General features: G+C 66.5%; 16 protein-coding genes. 10 read left to right on the top strand and 6 right to left on the bottom strand.

Annotated elements, in window-relative coordinates:
* Positions 1-69: 69 nt before the first annotated feature.
* Entirely contained in the window at positions 70-915 is an 846-nt protein-coding gene (locus tag QWJ37_RS05195) for a glutamate ABC transporter substrate-binding protein (RefSeq protein ID WP_227903658.1), read from the bottom strand.
* 130 nt (positions 916-1,045) lie between these two features.
* Positions 1,046-1,825: an amino acid ABC transporter ATP-binding protein gene (locus QWJ37_RS05200; protein ID WP_227903655.1), complete on the bottom strand. Its 780-nt coding sequence runs from the start codon at positions 1,823-1,825 to the stop codon at positions 1,046-1,048.
* 148 nt (positions 1,826-1,973) lie between these two features.
* Between QWJ37_RS05200 and QWJ37_RS05205 the strand changes: the two genes are divergently transcribed.
* The 6 genes from QWJ37_RS05205 to QWJ37_RS05230 all read left to right on the top strand — a co-directional run bounded on the left by QWJ37_RS05205 (position 1,974) and on the right by QWJ37_RS05230 (position 6,912).
* A complete protein-coding gene (locus QWJ37_RS05205) occupies positions 1,974-2,738 on the top strand; it encodes a TIGR00730 family Rossman fold protein (protein WP_227903653.1) in 765 nt (254 codons plus the stop codon).
* 23 nt (positions 2,739-2,761) lie between these two features.
* On the top strand, positions 2,762-3,127 hold the full coding sequence (locus QWJ37_RS05210) for a DivIVA domain-containing protein (protein ID WP_290244494.1): 366 nt from the start codon (positions 2,762-2,764) through the stop codon (positions 3,125-3,127).
* 5 nt (positions 3,128-3,132) lie between these two features.
* Positions 3,133-3,702 carry a DNA-3-methyladenine glycosylase I gene (locus tag QWJ37_RS05215; protein WP_227929594.1) on the top strand — a complete coding sequence of 190 codons (570 nt, stop codon included), beginning with the start codon at positions 3,133-3,135 and terminating at the stop codon, positions 3,700-3,702.
* 4 nt (positions 3,703-3,706) lie between these two features.
* Entirely contained in the window at positions 3,707-4,945 is a 1,239-nt protein-coding gene (locus tag QWJ37_RS05220; RefSeq protein WP_290244496.1) for a hypothetical protein, read from the top strand.
* Positions 4,946-5,093: 148 nt separating this feature from the next.
* Complete coding sequence (locus QWJ37_RS05225) at positions 5,094-5,261, top strand: DUF3117 domain-containing protein (RefSeq protein ID WP_227903647.1); 168 nt, start codon at positions 5,094-5,096, stop codon at positions 5,259-5,261.
* A 10-nt stretch (positions 5,262-5,271) separates the two neighbouring features.
* Positions 5,272-6,912: a leucyl aminopeptidase family protein gene (locus QWJ37_RS05230; protein WP_290244499.1), complete on the top strand. Its 1,641-nt coding sequence runs from the start codon at positions 5,272-5,274 to the stop codon at positions 6,910-6,912.
* A 76-nt stretch (positions 6,913-6,988) separates the two neighbouring features.
* Here the strand turns inward: QWJ37_RS05230 and QWJ37_RS05235 are convergent, their stop codons facing one another.
* On the bottom strand, positions 6,989-7,624 hold the full coding sequence (locus QWJ37_RS05235; protein ID WP_227903644.1) for an O-methyltransferase: 636 nt from the start codon (positions 7,622-7,624) through the stop codon (positions 6,989-6,991).
* Positions 7,625-7,964: 340 nt separating this feature from the next.
* On the opposite strand from QWJ37_RS05235, the gene sigE reads away from it, so the two are divergent.
* Genes sigE through QWJ37_RS05250 form a run of 3 tightly spaced genes read left to right on the top strand, consistent with a single transcriptional unit; the run spans position 7,965 to position 10,051 of the window.
* Positions 7,965-8,603, top strand: a complete 639-nt coding sequence (sigE, locus tag QWJ37_RS05240) for an RNA polymerase sigma factor SigE (protein ID WP_290244502.1) — start codon at positions 7,965-7,967, stop codon at positions 8,601-8,603.
* 3 nt (positions 8,604-8,606) lie between these two features.
* Positions 8,607-9,539: a zf-HC2 domain-containing protein gene (locus tag QWJ37_RS05245; protein ID WP_290244504.1), complete on the top strand. Its 933-nt coding sequence runs from the start codon at positions 8,607-8,609 to the stop codon at positions 9,537-9,539.
* A gap of 47 nt (positions 9,540-9,586) precedes the next feature.
* Positions 9,587-10,051 (top strand): Sec-independent protein translocase TatB, encoded by a 465-nt coding sequence (locus QWJ37_RS05250; RefSeq protein ID WP_290244506.1) that lies wholly within the window; start codon positions 9,587-9,589, stop codon positions 10,049-10,051.
* A 65-nt stretch (positions 10,052-10,116) separates the two neighbouring features.
* Here QWJ37_RS05250 and QWJ37_RS05255 read toward each other — a convergent pair whose 3' ends face one another.
* From QWJ37_RS05255 to QWJ37_RS05265, 3 genes are read right to left on the bottom strand one after another with little or no spacing between them, the layout of a single operon-like run.
* Entirely contained in the window at positions 10,117-11,340 is a 1,224-nt protein-coding gene (locus tag QWJ37_RS05255; protein WP_290244833.1) for an Mrp/NBP35 family ATP-binding protein, read from the bottom strand.
* Positions 11,341-11,349: 9 nt separating this feature from the next.
* Positions 11,350-11,934, bottom strand: a complete 585-nt coding sequence (locus QWJ37_RS05260) for a DUF1003 domain-containing protein (protein WP_227903628.1) — start codon at positions 11,932-11,934, stop codon at positions 11,350-11,352.
* The gene (locus QWJ37_RS05265) at positions 11,927-13,213 is read right to left on the bottom strand and encodes a CBS domain-containing protein (protein ID WP_227903627.1); all 1,287 of its coding nucleotides are present in this window, start codon (positions 13,211-13,213) and stop codon (positions 11,927-11,929) included. The genes QWJ37_RS05260 and QWJ37_RS05265 overlap by 8 nt, the downstream gene beginning before the upstream one ends.
* A gap of 118 nt (positions 13,214-13,331) precedes the next feature.
* On the opposite strand from QWJ37_RS05265, the gene QWJ37_RS05270 reads away from it, so the two are divergent.
* Entirely contained in the window at positions 13,332-14,297 is a 966-nt protein-coding gene (locus QWJ37_RS05270) for a general stress protein (RefSeq protein ID WP_290244508.1), read from the top strand.
* The last annotated feature ends 76 nt before the right edge of the window (positions 14,298-14,373 follow it).

The following is a 14,373-nucleotide window of genomic DNA, read 5'->3' on the forward strand; positions in this document are numbered from 1 at the left end:
CCGGGAAAGCGGAGTGCTTTCCCGGCCGCGGGGTGGAACGGACGGTGCCTCAGGCACCGGAGGTACTGGTTAGGCGCAGGCATCCATCTTCGGCGGGTTCAGTTCCGCGTTGAAGGTGTAGTCGGCTCCCTCGGTGTTCTTCTTGATGGCTTCTTCCCAGGCGCCGTCGTCGATCATCTTGGTGATCGCGGTGTTGACGTCCTCGCACTTCACGAGGCTGCCTTCCTTCGGCAGGCCCACGCCGTACTTCTCTTCGGAGAAGGTGTTGCCCACTACCTTGAACTTGCCCTTGTTGGCGTCCGTGGAGGCCAGGCCGGCGAGGATGATGTCATCGGTGGTCACGGCGTCAATGGAGCCGCCCTGCATGGCCGTAACGCACTCGGCGTAGCTCGGCTGTTCCAGCAGGTTCACGCCGGCGGCGTAGTTGTCCTTGATCTTCTGGGCGGAGGTGGAGCCCGTGACGGAGCACAGGTTCTTGCCGTCCAGGTCCTCGGGGCCGGAGATGTCGCTGTCGGAGGGAACCAGCAGGTCCTGGCCGGCCACAAAGTACGGTCCGCCGAAGGCAACCTTCTCCTTGCGGGTATCCGTGATGGAGTACGTCGCGAAGATCATGTCCAGCTGGTCGTTCTCGAGCATGTTCTCGCGCTGTGCGGAGGGGCTGGAGATGAACTCGATCTGGTCCTCGGGGTAGCCCAGCTCGTTGGCCACGTACTTGGCGACGTCTACGTCGAAGCCGGTGTACTCGCTGCCGTCCTTGAAGCCCAGGCCCGGCTGGTCGAACTTGATGCCGATGCGGATCTTCTCGCCGGAGCCTTCGGTGCTGCCGGAATCCGAGCCGGAATCCCCGCCGCAGGCGGACAGGGTGAGTGCGGCAACGGCAGCGATTGCGGCCGCGGCGTAACGGGTCTTGCGCATGATTTCTCCTTGCATTGCGGTGCTCCGGTGAAACGGGGCACCTAGCCTCATAAGGATTTCCCCCAACTGGTGAAACCCCGGTATTGCGGTACTGCCGGTATTGCGGTACTGCCGGTATTACGTGGACGGTCTAGTGCGAAAGGATTTTGCCCAGGAAGTCTTTGGCCCGGTCGCTCTTGGGATTCGTGAAGAATTCCTCGGGCGTTGCCTCTTCGACGATCTTTCCGTCGGCCATAAAGATGACGCGGTCTGCGGCCTTGCGTGCGAAGCCCATTTCGTGCGTGACCACCACCATGGTCATGCCTTCCTTGGCCAGGCCGACCATGGTGTCCAGGACCTCGTTGATCATTTCCGGGTCCAGCGCCGAGGTGGGCTCATCAAAGAGCATGACCTTGGGCTTCATGGCGAGTGCGCGGGCGATGGCCACGCGCTGCTGCTGACCGCCGGAGAGCTGGGCCGGAAGCTTGTTGGCCTGGTTGGCAACGCCGACCCGCTCCAGCAGCTCCATGGCCAGTTTCTTTGCCTCGGCCGGCTTGGACTTGCGGACCTTCACCGGCCCCAGCGAGACGTTGTCCAGGATGGACTTGTGCGCAAAAAGGTTGAAGGACTGGAAGACCATCCCGACGTCAGCGCGGAGCTTGGCCAGGGCGCGGCCCTCGGCCGGCAGGACAGCGCCGTCGACGGTAATCTCGCCGTCGTCGATGGTTTCGAGACGGTTGATCGCACGGCACAGGGTCGACTTGCCGGATCCCGAGGGACCGATCACGACGACGACCTCACCGCGGGCGATGTCGAGATTGATGTTCTGCAGGACGTGGAGGTCCCCGAAGTGCTTGTTCACGTTCTTCAGCGAAACAAGCGGTGCAGCGGATTCAGGCGCGGACGTGCCTGGGGTTGTGTCACTGGTCATAAGGAAAATCTAACCAGATTATGTTGCAGGCATGTGTCAGGGGCCACTTGGAGCGGTAATTGTGACTCAAGAGCAACCTAAATCGGATGATGCGGGCCGATGAGTATGATCGCGTTGCCAGCGGCGCCATCGCGGCTAGCCTAGAGGCATGCCTACGAGTGAAGAGCACCTGACCCAGAACGCCCCGCGGAAGCGCGGACCGGTGGAGTTGCGGCGCGGCGCCGCCCTGACGCCTCAGTCGGACCGGTTCCTGCTGGACTCCGCAGGCTCGAGCCATTTCACGCATACCGATCCGTGGCGGGTGCTGCGGATCCAGAGCGAGTTCGTGGAGGGATTCGGCACCCTCTCCGAACTCGGGCCGGCAGTCAGTGTCTTCGGATCAGCCCGCAGCGTGCCGGGCTCGCGCTATTACAAGCTTGGCGAGGAAGTTGGCCGGCTGCTGGCGGAAGCCGGGCTGGCCGTGATCACCGGGGGCGGGCCCGGTTCCATGGAGGCGGCGAACAAGGGTGCCGTGGGCGCGGACGGGCTGTCGGTGGGACTGGGCATTGAGCTGCCCTTCGAAACCGGCCTGAACGAATGGGTGGATCTCGGCGTGAACTTCCGCTATTTCTTTGTGCGGAAGACCATGTTCGTGAAGTACGCCCAGGGTTTCATTGTCCTGCCGGGAGGCTTCGGCACGCTGGATGAACTGTTTGAGGCCATGACCCTGGTGCAGACACAGAAGGTAACCTCCTTCCCGATTGTGCTGGTCGGCTCCGAGTTCTGGAACCCGCTGCTGGACTGGATCCGCGAGACGCTGCTGGCCGAGGGCATGGTGGCGGAAACCGACCTGAAGCTCATCCACGTGGTGGATGACCCGGCCGAGGCAGTGCGGCTGATGATTGCGGACAGCGCCGGCCACGTCTCTCCGTAGCGTGCATCTGGCACGATGGTCCTGTGACACTCCTTCTGGTATTCCTTGCCATTGCCGTCCTTGGCGTGGCGGCGGCGTTCTCCTCCGGCCGGTTGCGTTCGGCTTCAGCTGAGCAGGATTCCGGGGTCCGGGGCCCGGCGGAGGTGCAGGGCCTGGCCGAGCCGGACCCTCGGCTTCCCCCGGTGCTGCTGCCGCAGGATCCGGGTGCGGATGACATTTCGCGCCTCCGCCTCTCCGTGGCCCCCCGTGGGTACCGGATGGACCAGGTGGACGCGGTACTGGAGCGGCTGGCCCGGGCCCTGGCGGAGAAGGACGCGCGGATCGGCAGGCTTGAGGCTGAACGCCGGGGGCACGGTCAGGACGCGGAGCCGGACGGAGAGTCCGCGTGAGCGCCCTGCCCGGCGCGGACGGGCAGCTGCGCTGCGGGTGGGCGCTGGCAAGCCCGGATTACCAGCACTACCACGACACCGAGTGGGGCAGGCCGGTGGAGGGCGACCGCGCCCTCTTTGAACGGCTCAGTCTGGAAGCCTTCCAATCCGGCCTCAGCTGGATCACCATCCTGCGCAAGCGGGAGGCTTTCCGCGCGGCTTTCGCGGACTTCGAGCCGGCAGCGGTCGCCGCCTTTGGCGACGCCGACCGGGAGCGGCTGCTGGCTGATCGCGGCATCGTACGTAATGCCGCGAAGATCGATGCTGTGATTGCCAATGCGCGGGCGTTGCTGGCGCTCCCGGATGCCGGCGGACTTGGCGGCCTGCTCGAACGCTACCGGGCCCCGGCAGGCAGGCCGGCTCCCCGGACCTCCGCGGAGGTTCCCGCGTCCACGCCGGAATCCGCGGCGCTCGCCGCCGCGCTGAAGAAACGCGGTTTCCGTTTTGTCGGCCCGATTACCGCGTACGCCATGCTCCAGGCCACCGGGTACGTCAATGACCACCTTGCCTCCTGCTGGGTCCGTCACGGTGGCTGACCGCATGCAGGAAACCTCCCCGGACACAACCGGCCGGGTGCACGCCCGGCTGCGGACTGCTGCGCGGCGGAGCGCCGCCGTCTTCTTCCGGTGGCCCTGGTATCTGCAGGTCCTCGCCCTGTGGGTGGGTGCGAGGCTCTTCTCGCTGGCGGTCCTGGCGGCTGTTGCACGGTTCCAACCGGCCGGGCCGTGGTGGGGCCCGTCCCCGTCATATTGGCAGTTCATAAATATCTGGGACGCGGAGTGGTATTCGCGCATCTATGAGAACGGCTATCCGGACACCGTCCCCAGGGACGATGCCGGGAACGCGCTTGAAAACGAGTGGGCGTTTTATGCCCTTTTTCCCTTGCTGGTGCGGGGCCTGGATGCGGTGACCGGCCTCGGCTGGAACCTGCTGGCGCCGATTGTTGCCATGGCGGCGGGCACTGCCGCGGCCCTGGTGATCTACCGGCTGTTCCGGCTGCGGGCAAGCCACGGGAGCGCCCTGTGGGGAGTGCTGTTTGTTGCCGTCTTCCCGGTTTCACCCATCCTGCAGATTCCCTACGCCGAGGCCCTGAACCTCCTGCTGCTGGCGGGTGCCCTGTACCTGCTCCTTGAACGCCGCTACCTCACGGCCATCCCGGTGGTGCTGCTGATGTGCCTGTCCCGGCCGGTGGGTGTTCCCTTTGCCCTGACGGTGGGGCTGATTCTGCTCATCCGCCTTGCACGACGCCGGCGGGCAGGGTTCCCCGCCCCGGAAGCCTGGCGCCTTACTGCCCTGGCGGCAGCTGCGGGCGCGGCAGCGCTGGCCTGGCCGGCCCTTGCCTGGGCTGCAACCGGGGACCTGCGCGCCTACACGGATACCGAGAGTGCCTGGCGGTTTGGGGATCTGGTCCCGTTCATGCCCTGGCTGACCATGGCCCGGAACCTGGTCGGCCCGGTTTTTGGCCCCGTTCTGCTGGCAGCCCTTCTCCTTGCCGTGACGCTGTACCTCACCTCACCGCCGGTGCGGCGGCTGGGGCTGGAACTCCAGCTTTGGTGCGCAGCGTACCTGCTGTACCTGCTGGTGTTCCTGAACCCGCAGACGAGCACCTTCCGCCTGCTGCTGCCGCTTTTCCCGCTGGCGCTTTCCACCGCGTGGCTTAGCCGTTCCCGTGCCTACCGGGGAACCGTGGCACTGACCTTCGCCGTGCTGCAGATTGTCTGGGTTGCCTGGCTCTGGCGGTGGACGCCGCTTCCGGCAGGCGGGGACTATCCGCCGTAGGTTTGTGGCACGGAACACACGAAATTTCCTCTGGCTGGCACTTGTGCGGAATAATGACAGCAATTGCCCGCGGGATCATTTATTTCGCAGGCAGCGGATTACAGGTGATCCGGTAAAACCGGCGCACTGTGAAAGGGGAATCTTAGAAATGGCTGCGATGAAACCGCGTACGGGTGATGGACCCATGGAGGTTACAAAGGAGGGGCGCAGCCTCATATTGCGGGTGCCGATTGATGGCGGCGGGCGTCTGGTGGTTGAGCTCAACGTTGAAGAGGCCGGCAAGCTGAGGGAATGCCTTTTGGGAGTTACGGGCTAGCCTTTAACCCATGCAGCTGCCTTCCAAGCCCTCGTCCAAGGCCGCCGGTGCGGCCTCTCCCTTCCTCACAGCGTCACTGCCTGAAGTCACTGCCCTGGCGACGCTGGGTTCTGCTGACGGGACGAAGGAGCCCGGCAGCGGACTGCATCCCGCTGCCGGGGAGGGAGTGGATGTATTGGCAGTAGCCATGGCGCCGGCGCCGGCTGCCGGTTCGGGACAGGACGAGGACGAAGAAGCTCCGGTTCCGCAGCCGCGCCCCGGCGCCGTGGAGGCCGCAGTCCGCTACGGTGCCGACGTCGCCGTACGGGCCCGGAACGCCCGGGTCACGGGCAAACCCGGCGAAATCCTGGTCATCGAACCGCCGCGGGACGCCCCGGAACTGCCCGGAAAGTTGATCTACGTGGGAGTCGGGGATGAGTCGCCGGCCGCACTAAGGCGCGCAGGCGCATCCCTGGCACGGGCCACCATGGGGGCCGTACGCGTGCGGGCCGCTGCCGTGGACGGGCTCCAGCCGGCAGCGCAGGAGGCCTTCATCGAGGGCTTCCTGCTCGGCGGCTACCGGGTGCCCCGTGCAGGCGTGACCCCTGCGCCCGCCCCGATTGCGGCGCATCTTGAACTTACCGGCGCGGACACCGCCGCCGTGTCCCGGGCGCTGATTACCGCGCAGGCCGTATGGACGGCCCGGGACCTGACGAACATCCCCGCTGAGACAGCCACCCCCGCATGGCTGGCGGACCAGGCCCGGACTCTGGGCGAGCGGAACGGACTGTCGGTGCGCGTACGCACCGAAAACGAACTCAGGGCTGAAGGATTCGGCGGACTGCTTGCGGTGGGCTCAGGGTCCGAGCATCCGCCGCGGCTGGTGGAGGCTTCCTACCTTCCCGAGGGCGCCTCCGCCAACGTTGAGCACGTGGTCCTTGTCGGCAAAGGCATCACCTTTGATTCCGGTGGCATTTCGCTGAAGCCGCGGGACGCCATGATGACCATGAAAACGGACATGGCAGGTGCTGCCGCCGTGCTGGCAGTGGTGGCGGCCGCCGCGGAGCTGAAGCTTCCGGTGAAGGTAACCGCTGTGCTGGCCCTTGCCGAGAACGCCATTGGAGCTGCTTCCTACCGTCCCGCCGACGTTGTGCGAACCTACAACGGCACCACGGTCGAAGTGGGCAATACCGATGCCGAGGGCAGGATGGTGCTGGCCGATGCCCTGGCCTACGCCGCAGCTGAACTCGCGCCGGACGTGCTGATTGACGTGGCAACCCTGACGGGTGCGGCCGCCGTCGGGCTGGGCAACAATCACGCAGCGCTGTTCGGAGACGATCCCGAGGTGCTGACCCGGCTGGAAGCTGCAGGTGCGGCTTCCGGCGACGCCGTCTGGCAGTTGCCGCTGGTTTCCGACTACGCGTCCATACTCGACTCCGATATAGCCGATGTTGCGCACATCGCGCCCGTAAAGGCGAAGTTCGGTGCCGGGGCCATTGTCGCAGCGCTGTTCCTGCAGAGATTCACCGCAGGTGTGCCCTGGGCCCACATTGATATTGCCGGTCCCGCACGCATCGGCAAGGACAGCCGTGAACTCACCAAGGGAGCCACCGGGTACGGCGTACGGCTGCTGCTGTCCTACCTGGCCGGCCAGCCGAAGCCCGGCGCTTAGGGACGCCAAGGCCTGAAGGGACGCTAAGGCGCCGGGGGCAGGGACGGTGCCCGGGACTGGAGCCCGGGCGCCGGCGCTAGGCGGTTTTTACGGCCAGCAGCAACCCGTCGCCGGTGGGGAGCATGGCGGAGGCAAGGTTTTCGTTCTCCCGGATGGCTTTGCCGACCTTCCGCAGGGTATTGGTGGTTGCTTCGCGCACCGCCGGATCGGCCACCTTGCCGTGATCCAGGGCGTCATTGACCACCAGCAGACCGCCGCGTTTGAGCAGCCGCACGGCCTGGTCGACGTAGAGCGGGAACGAGGCTTTGTCTGCGTCGATGAACACCATGTCATAGGCAGCATCGGTGAGCCGGGGGAGTACCTCCGCGGCCCTGCCGGAGATGGTGCGGGTGCGGTTCCCGGGAATTCCGGCCTCCGCGTAGGCTTCGCGGGCGGCACGCAGATGGTCAACATCTGAATCGATGGTGGTCAGGACAGCGTTGCGGCCCAGTCCGCGCAGCAGGCAGACGCCGGACACCCCGGCCCCGGTGCCCACTTCCACCACGGTGGCAGCCTTGCTGGCGGCTGCCAGCACGGTCAGCGCGGCACCCACCCCGCTGGAGACGGCACTGACGCCAAGCTCGTAGGACCTCTCACGCGCGCGGAGCAGCACCTCATCCTCGGTAGGCAGGGCCTCCGTGTAGGACCAACTGGTCTGCTTGTCGGCGCGCATGGGGGTTCACTTTCGGTCCGGAGGGGTTGTTGCTTTGACAAGCTTAAGGCCAGCGGCGGACTAACCGCGTACGCGCGGCCGGAGCGTCTTGTCTACGTACTGACTGCGTGCTAACAGCCAACTCCCAGATTCATGCGTAAACATTGTTAATTGGATGTGCGGACGTCACGGGCGGGTTGGAACTGAAGTCCGGGGGCCTGCCGCATCCGGTAACGCTGATTCCGTTTCCCGATCCGCAGGGATCTTTTGAGCCGCCGCGATGGGCCTGTACCGGTATGACAGGGCCAGGGACGGCTGGCTGTGCAGGGAAGCGGCCGGGCTGGACGGAAGGAGGAAGGCCATGGCGACTACGCCGGAAAGCACTGCAGTGGACAGGACTTCAGCCGACACCGCTGCAACCGATACCGCTGCGCAGTGGGTACGCCCCACATGGGAGGAAGTTGTGGAGGCGCATTCGGCCAAGGTCTACCGGCTGGCCTACCGCCTGACCGGCAACAAGCATGACGCAGAGGATCTGACGCAGGAAGTCTTCGTGCGTGTCTTCCGCTCCCTGGAGAACTTCCAGCCGGGCACCCTCGACGGGTGGCTGCACCGGATCACCACCAACCTGTTCCTTGACCAGGCGCGGCGCCGCAGCCGCATCCGGTTTGACGGCATGACCGAAGAGACCCAGAGCCGCCTGCCGAGCAGCGGACCGGGTCCCGAACGCAGTTTCGAGTTCAACAACCTCGATGTTGATATTGCCAGGGCGCTGGAGGAACTGCCCCCTGATTTCCGGGCCGCCGTGGTTCTGTGCGACCTTGAGGGTCTCTCCTATGACGAAGTGGCCCGGGCCCTGGACGTGAAACTGGGGACCGTCCGTTCACGGATCCACCGCGGCAGGGCAATGCTGAAGGAAAAGCTCGCCCACAGGGATCCGCAGGCCCGCCCGGCGGGCATGCCGCGCCTGAAGCTTCCCCGGGTTGCAGGAGCCAGCTGAGCAGTGCGACACCCTACGCGGCACCTCCGCGACTACATTGATGCTGAATTGCCTCCCCGCCGCATGCAGGCCATCGAAGCGCACCTGTCCCGGTGCGCCCTGTGCCGTGCCCGAGTGGCCGAAGAGCGGCGGCTCCGCAGCCGCCTCCGCTCCTTGAGGGTTCCGGGTGCCGGCCCGGAACTCAAGGACAGGATCAACCTCAGCGTGGCCAGCGCCGCAGCCGGAGCCGGCGCTGGAACCGGGACGGGTACTGCGCCACCCGAGCCCGGCCTGGACGGACGCAGCCATGTGCTTGCCGCTGCCGGCGCCGTGGCCGCAGCGGGAGCGGTGTTGCTGGCCGGGGCCTACTTTGCCGGCACCCTGCTGGAGGTTCCCGCCGTCGCCGGAACACCGGCAGCCATGGCCGCGGGCTGGCATACGGTAACCCGCGGCTCCGACACACTGGGACAGGAGCAGCTCGCCTCGCTGCGGGCGCACGGATGGTCCTGCCCTGAATTTGCGGATCTGGGCCTGACGCTGGAGTCCGCCCGCTCCCTGGAAGTGGCCGGCCGCCCCGCCGTCGAAATGCGGTTTACCGGCAACGGAGAACAGATCCGGCTGGTGGAACAGCATCCGCTGCCCGGTGAAGACCGGCAGCCGGTTATCAACGCGGTGAGCGGCCGGGCGGTCGCTGCCGACGGATTCAGGGTCACCGGCTCCACCGAAGGCCCCGCAGTGTTCGGCGCGGACGGGAATCCGGGACAGACGGTGATAGCCGCGGGAAGCGTCACCTACACCTTTGAATCCACGCTGCCGGTGAAGACCCTGCCACGTGCCGTGGAGGAGATCTCGGTGATGGAATCCGCCCGCCTGGACCGGCCGCCCGCCGAGCCCGAACCCATGGAGCGGATAGTCCGCGGGCTGGCCGTGTTCTCGCGCACCGGGTGGGCGCTCTAAATGGCGGCAAGTGGCTCCCGGCTCCCGCGAAAAGGTAGTCTTCAAGAGTGGTAGGAATCAACGGTTACGAGTTCATCATCCTGGCGATTATCGCCGTGGTGATACTGGGTCCTGAGCGCCTGCCCGAATACGCCTCGCAGCTAGCCCGGCTGGTTCGGGAAGTCCGCAGGATGGCCACCGGAGCGCGCGAGCAGCTGCGGGAAGAAGTGGGGCCGGAGATTGACCAGGTGGACTGGCGCAAGATGGATCCGCGCCAGTACGATCCCCGCCGCATCATCAAGGAAGCGCTGCTTGATGACTTCGACGACACCGCCAAACCGGCCGCTGCCCGGCCTGCGGCTCCGGCACCGGCCGCTGCCCGGCCTGCGGCTCCGGCACCGGCAGGCCCCGGGGCGGCCCCGAGCCTGGCAAAGGCTCCGGCCGCGCCTGCTGCATCCCGCCCGCCCGCGGTAAAACCGCTTGAGCGGCTGGCAGCCGGTCAGCGCGCGCCCTTTGACATCGAGGCCACCTAGGGGCACTGAGCGAGGCACGCCCGCCCGGCAGCCGTTCCGCCCCCGCGGAGGCAGCCTGCCCGGTTTTAGACGGGGCTGACGCCCAGGTTCCTGCCGGCCAGCCCACGGGGCCGGCGTGCCAGATTCCGTGCAATGCGGCGGAGTTCAGCCGCCGCGGTATCTTCCCCGGTGGTATCTGCTCCGACAGTATCTTCCCTGTCCCCGTCTTCCACGGTACCGATTTTTCCGCGGCCGTCATCTCCGGCGCCGCCGTCAGGACCCAGCGCCACCGGGCGGCCGTTGTCGCCTCCCTCGCGCAGGGAAACGTCCAGGGGAATGCTTCCGAGCAGCGGCACCGGGTACCCGAGCGCGTCACCCAGCCGGCCGGAAACCGCTGCGCCCCCGCCGGAGCCGAAGACCTCCAGGCGTTCACCGCCCGGCAATGCCAGCCATGACATGTTCTCAATCACGCCGGTGACTTTCTGGCCGGTTTGCCGGGCCACGCTGCCTGCCCGCTCAGCGACGTCGGCTGCCGCGCTCTGCGGAGTGGTGACCAGCAGGATTTCCGAGCCGGGAAGCAGCTGGCCCACGGAAATGGCAATGTCCCCGGTGCCCGGGGGAAGGTCCAGGAACAGCACATCCAGGTCGCCGAAGTACACATCGGTCAGGAACTGTTCGAGCGCGCGGTGCAGCATCGGCCCGCGCCAGGCCACCGGCTGGTTGCCGTCCACGAACATGCCGATGGAGATGGTCTTGATCCCGTAGGCCACCGGCGGCAGGATCATCTCATCCACGCGGGTGGGCGGCTGGGTAATGCCCAGCAGGCCAGGCACGGAGAACCCGTGCACATCGGCGTCGACAATTCCCACACGCAGCCCCTGGGCCGCCATGGCTGCAGCGAGGTTCACGGTGACGCTGGACTTGCCGACACCGCCCTTTCCGCTGGCCACCGCGTAGACGCGGGTGAGTGAATCCGGCCGGTTGAACGGGATGGTGCGCACGGGGTCGCCGCCGCGCAGCCGGTCCTTCAGGGCGTTGCGCTGTTCTGGCGTCATAACGTCCAGCTCCACGCCCACGCTGGCGACTCCGGGGACCGCGGCAAGGGCACGTTCGACGTCGGCAGTGATGGTGCCGCGCAGCGGGCAGCCGGCGATGGTCAGCAGGACCTGGACCGCGACATTGCCGGCGTCGTCCATGGTGACGCCTTTGAGCATTCCAAGCTCGGTAATGGGCCTGCGCAACTCCGGATCCTGGACGCCGTCGAGGGCACGCAGTACCTGTGCTTCCAGCGGGGAAGCGGGTTCGGGCAGTGTCACGGCCTAGCTGTCCCTCCCGCCGGGATTGAGTTTGGGCATGGCATCGGCTCCCTCGCCATTACGCCGGCGCCGCCTGCTGCCGCCGTCCTCGTCATTGGCTTCGAGCAGTTCTTCGAGCAGTCCGCGGATTTCGGACCGTACATAGTCCCTGGTGGCAACTTCGCGCAGGGCAATGCGCAGCTCGGCGATTTCCCGGGTGAGGTACTCGGTGTCCATCAGATTGCGTTCGGCGCGTTCCCGGTCCTGACGGACGGAGACACGGTCACGGTCATCCTGCCGGTTCTGGGCCAGCAGCAGCAGCGGTGCGGCATAGGAGGCCTGCAGCGAGAGCATCAGCGTCAGGACGGTGAAACCAAGCGCAGCGCTGTCGAACCGGGCCGATTCCGGACCCCAGGTGTTCCAGATGAGCCAGACCGCACAGAAAACGGTCATGTAGACCAGGAACTGCGGGGTGCCCATAAACCGGGCAAAGTTCTCCGTGGCGTGGCCGAAGGCATCCGGGTTGGGGGAGAGCCGGGGCAGCCATCTCGTGCGTGCAGTGCGGGGAGTATCCAGGCCGCTGGTCGTCGACTTGATCTTCTCAGCCATTTTTCCTTCCCTGCTGCGTTATCGGGCCGGTCTCGTCGGAAACGCGCCAGTCGTCCGGTAACAGGTGGTCCAGCACGTCGTCCACCGTCACCGCCCCGACCAGCCGTCCGGCGTCACTGATGACCGGCAGTGAATTCAGGTTGTAGGTGGCCAGCATCCGCGAGACCTCGCTGATGGTGGCGTAGTCCCGGACCGGTTCCAGGTCCGTGTCCAGGATGTTGCCCAGTGCCTCCGGAGGAGCGGAACGGAGCAGCTGCTGGATGTGCACCACGCCGAGATACTTCCCGGTGGGCGTCTCCAGCGGCGGGCGGCACACGTAGATGGAGGAGGCCAGGGCGGGGGTGAGTTCCTCCCGGCGCACATGGGCCAGTGCTTCGGCCACCGTGGCTTCGGGCGGCAGGATGACCGGGACCGGGGTCATCAGCGACCCGGCGGTGTCTTCCTCATAGTTCATCAGGCGCCGGACGTCACGGGCGTCTTCGGGCTCCATCAGCTGCAGCAGTTCTTCCTTCTGCTCCTCCGGCAGCTCGTTGAGCAGGTCGGCCGCGTCATCGGGATCCATCTCCTCCAGCACATCGGCCGCCCGTTCCACATGGAGGGACTGCAGGATCTCGACCTGGTCATCATCGGGGAGTTCCTGGAGCACGTCTGCGAGGCGCTCGTCCTGCAGTTCGCTGGCGACTTCGATACGGCGCTTTCCGCTCATCTCGTGCAGCGCCTCGGCGAAGTCGGCGGCCTTCAGATCATCATTCTGCGCCACGAAGGAGGTCGCAGCCTGGGGCCCGGAGGTGTCCCAGTGGACGATGTCCTTCCAATCCACGATCATCTGCTCGCCGCGCCGGCGCAGGGACCCCAGCCGGGACGCCGACCCGCCGCGGCGCACAAAAAGGTTGGACACGTGCCAGTCCCCGGCACGGTTCTGTTCAATGGCAATGTCTTCGATGGTGGCGTCGCCGCTGCCGTCACGCAGCTTGACCCGGCGGTCAAAGAGCTCTGCGACCACCAGCATCTCCGCGCCGCGCTGTTCAAACCGGCGCAGATTGACCAGCCCGGTGCAGATGATCTGTCCCGGGTCCATGGAGGTGATGCGGGTCAGCGGAACGAAAACGCGTTTTTTGCCGGGTACCTCCACCACAATGCCCACCGCCTGCGGCGGCCGGCCGGGACCGCGGTCGAGCACGACGGCGTCGCGCAGCCGGCCCAGACGGTCACCGAGCGGATCGAAGACATCAAGGCCGAGCAGGCGCGCGATAAAGACACGGGTAGGATTTGTGCTCACATCATTAGGCTACTTTGTGCCCGCAGCTAACGCCGTATTAAGAGGTAGGCCGGCAGCGGACCGTTCACTGCCAGCGATACGTTACCCTTCCGGGACGCCCATGCGAGAGAATGGGGAAATGTCGAACCTATTTGGTGCCACACCCAAGCCGGACACAGGCCGCAGCCTGCCCCAGGGCGAAACCGTAGGACGGTACACCGCCTACCTGGACGCCCAGAAAGCAGTGGACTACCTCGCTGACAGCAAGTTCCCGGTGCAGATGGTTTCGATTGTCGGCAACGAACTGAAGTCAGTGGAACGGGTCACGGGCCGGCTGACGTATCCGCGGGTTGCGCTTTCCAGTGCAGCCACCGGTGCCTGGTTCGGCCTTTTTGTGGGCCTTGCCCTGATGCTCTTCGGCGGCAGCGGCGCGGGTATTTCCCTGATTCCGTCCATGGCACTCGGCGCCGTGTTCTGGGTACTCTTCGGCGTGCTCGCCTACGCACTGCAGCGCGGGCGCAGGGACTTCACCTCCACCAGCCAGGTCATAGCCACCAGTTACGACGTGATTGTGGCCCCGGAGGCAGCCAATGAGGCACGCCGGCTGCTGCACCAGCTGCCCATGGTCGGCCAGGCCGGCCACCCGCAGGCGCCTGGCGCCCGACCGAACGCACCCACCTTTCATCCGCCGGTCAACGGCGCGCAGGGACAGGCTCCCGAGCGTCCCTCCGGCTGGGCCAACCCCTACGGCCGGCCGGCAGCGGACACCGCTCCGGAGGAACCGAACACCACCGGTCAGGCTCCCGCCGGCGCTTCGGCAACCGAGAACCCCGCCCGGGCAACGACCCGGCGCGGCCAGTTCCCGGACCTGCCGGACGGCCGTCCCCAGTACGGTATCCGCCGCACGCCCCGGCCGGCTCCGGCATCGGATTCGCCGGGACAGGAGTCGCCGGCACAGGAATCACAGGCCCAGGATTCACAGGCCCGGGTTTCCCCCGGACAGGCACCCACGCTGGACAAGGCACCGGAGGAACCGGGCAGCCCCGAACAGCAGCCCGCCGCCTCCGGATCCGATGACACCGGCGAAGGCCGCCACCGCGGCTAAGAAACGGCAGGTACGCAGAAGGCCCGCACTTTGATAAGTGCGGGCCTTCTGCGTACCCGGCGGGGGCTGCCGGGTG

The sequence above is a fragment of the Arthrobacter sp. YD2 genome, assembly GCF_030410475.1.
Lineage (GTDB): Bacteria > Actinomycetota > Actinomycetes > Actinomycetales > Micrococcaceae > Arthrobacter_B > Arthrobacter_B zhangbolii.